A 2,459-nucleotide genomic window follows, 5' to 3' on the forward strand; every position below is an offset into this window, starting at 1 on the left:
CGTTGCGGCCGACCTTGCCCCAGCTTGCCGGGTTGTTCGGGTCGCGGTTTTCGGGGGCGACGATGGCATTCGTCTCCTGGCGGACCAGAAGCCCGGTCTCGCCGCCGTTAAAATCGTCCTCGCCGGTGGTGCCGTCGAGATGGCTGCCGAACATGTCGGGCGCCTCGGGCGGCGGGGCTTCAGCAGCATGGCGGACCAGCTCGACGCGCATCAATTGCGCGGTGACGGCCTGGCGCAGATTGCCGAGCATCGCCTGGAACAGCTCGAACGCCTCGCCCTTGTATTCCTGCAGCGGGTCGCGCTGGGCGTAGCCGCGGAAGCCGACGACCGAGCGCAGATGGTCGAGGTTGACGATGTGCTCGCGCCACAGATGGTCGAGCGTCTGCAGCACCACTGAGCGCTCGACATAGGTCATCACGTCGGGGCCGAAGCGCTCGGCACGCTCTTTCGCGGCGGTCTCGGCGGCCTGGCTGATGCGCTCGCGGATGTCGTCCTCGGCAATGCCCTCTTCCTTGACCCAGTCCTCGATCGGCAGGTCGAGATTGAGGAATTCGGCGACCTCGGCCTTGAGGCCGGCGACGTTCCACTGCTCGGCGTAAGCGTTTTCGGGAATGGCCTTGGCGACGATCTCCTCGATGACGCCCTCGCGCATCTCGGCGATGGTCTCGGACAGGCCTTCACCGTCCATCAGCTCGAGGCGCTGCTCGAACACCACCTTTCGCTGGTCGTTCGAGACGTCGTCATATTTCAGCAGGTTCTTGCGAATGTCGAAATTGCGCGCCTCGACCTTCTTCTGCGCTTTTTCCAGCGCCTTGTTGATCCAGGGGTGGATGATCGCCTCGTCTTCCTTGAGGCCGAGCTTCTGCAGCATGCCGTCCATGCGCTCGGAGCCGAAGATGCGCATCAGATCGTCCTGCAGCGACAGGAAGAATTTTGAGCGGCCGGGATCGCCCTGGCGGCCTGAGCGGCCGCGCAACTGGTTGTCGATGCGGCGCGACTCGTGGCGTTCGGTGGCGAGCACGTACAGGCCGCCGGCGGCCAGCGCCTTTTCCTTCAGCCGGGCGACGTCGTCGCGGATCGCCTTTTCCCTGGCTTCGCGCTCGGGGCCTTCAGGCATATCGCCAAGCTCCTCGGCGATGCGCATGTCGGCATTGCCGCCGAGCTGGATGTCGGTGCCGCGGCCGGCCATGTTGGTGGCGATGGTGATGGCACCGGGTTTTCCCGCCTGGGCGACGATCGCCGCCTCACGCTCGTGATGGCGGGCGTTCAGCACCTCGAAATCTGTAAAACCTTCCTTGCGCAGACGCGCGGCCAGCTGCTCGGACTTCTCGATCGAGGTGGTGCCGACCAGCGTCGGCTGGCCCTTGGCGCGGGCTTCCTTGATCTCCTTGATGATCGCCTTGTACTTCTCCTCGACGGTCCGGTAGACCTCGTCGTCCTCGTCGACACGGACCACCGGCAGATTGGTCGGGATCTCGGTGACTTCGAGGCCGTAGATATTGCCGAACTCCTCGGCCTCGGTCAGCGCTGTGCCGGTCATGCCGGCGAGCTTCTTGTAGAGGCGGAAATAGTTCTGGAAGGTGACGGAGGCGAGCGTCTGGTTCTCCGGCTGGATCGCCACATGCTCCTTGGCTTCGAGTGCCTGGTGCAGGCCTTCCGAATAGCGGCGGCCCGGCATCATGCGGCCGGTGAATTCGTCGATGATGACGATCTCGCCGTTGCGCACGATATAGTCCTTGTCCTTCTGGAACAGCTGGTGCGCCTTCAGGGCATTGTTGACGTGGTGGACGATGGCGACGTTCTCGACGTCGTAGAGCGACTCGCCCTTGAGCAGGCCGGCGTCGCGCAGAAGGTTTTCCAGCTTCTCGGTGCCCTCCTCGGTGAAGATCGAGGTCTTCTGCTTCTCATCGATCTCGTAGTCGGCCGGCTCGAGCTTCAGCATGAAGGCATCGATGGTGTTGTACATTTCCGAACGGTCCTCGAGCGGACCGGAAATGATCAGCGGCGTGCGCGCCTCGTCGACCAGGATGGAGTCGACCTCGTCGACGATCGCGTAGCTGTGGCCGCGCTGCACCATCTGGGCGCGCTCGAATTTCATGTTGTCGCGCAGATAGTCGAAGCCGAGCTCGTTGTTGGTGGCGTAGGTGACGTCGGCGGCATAGGCGGCGGCGCGTTGCTCGTCGGACAGGCCATGGACGATGACGCCGACGGTAAGGCCGAGGAATTTGTAGACGCGGCCCATCCATTCGGAGTCGCGCGTGGCAAGATAGTCGTTGACGGTGACGACATGGACGCCCTTGCCGGCGAGCGCGTTGAGATAGACCGGCAACGTGGCGACCAGCGTCTTGCCCTCGCCGGTGCGCATCTCGGCGATGCCGCCATTGTGCAGCACCATGCCGCCGATCAGCTGCACGTCGAACGGGCGCATGCCGAGCACGCGGCGCGCCGCCTCGCGCACG

1 protein-coding gene is annotated in these 2,459 nt (G+C 64.2%); it reads right to left on the reverse strand.

Annotated features, from left to right (window positions below; all coding sequences use genetic code 11):
• Positions 1 to 2,459, reverse strand: a 2,459-nt coding sequence (gene secA / locus EOA86_RS30530; protein WP_128345026.1) for a preprotein translocase subunit SecA, incomplete at both ends; no start/stop codon positions are given.

This window comes from Mesorhizobium sp. M5C.F.Ca.IN.020.32.2.1 (genome assembly GCF_004023105.1).
Classification (GTDB): Bacteria; Pseudomonadota; Alphaproteobacteria; order Rhizobiales; family Rhizobiaceae; genus Mesorhizobium; species Mesorhizobium wenxiniae.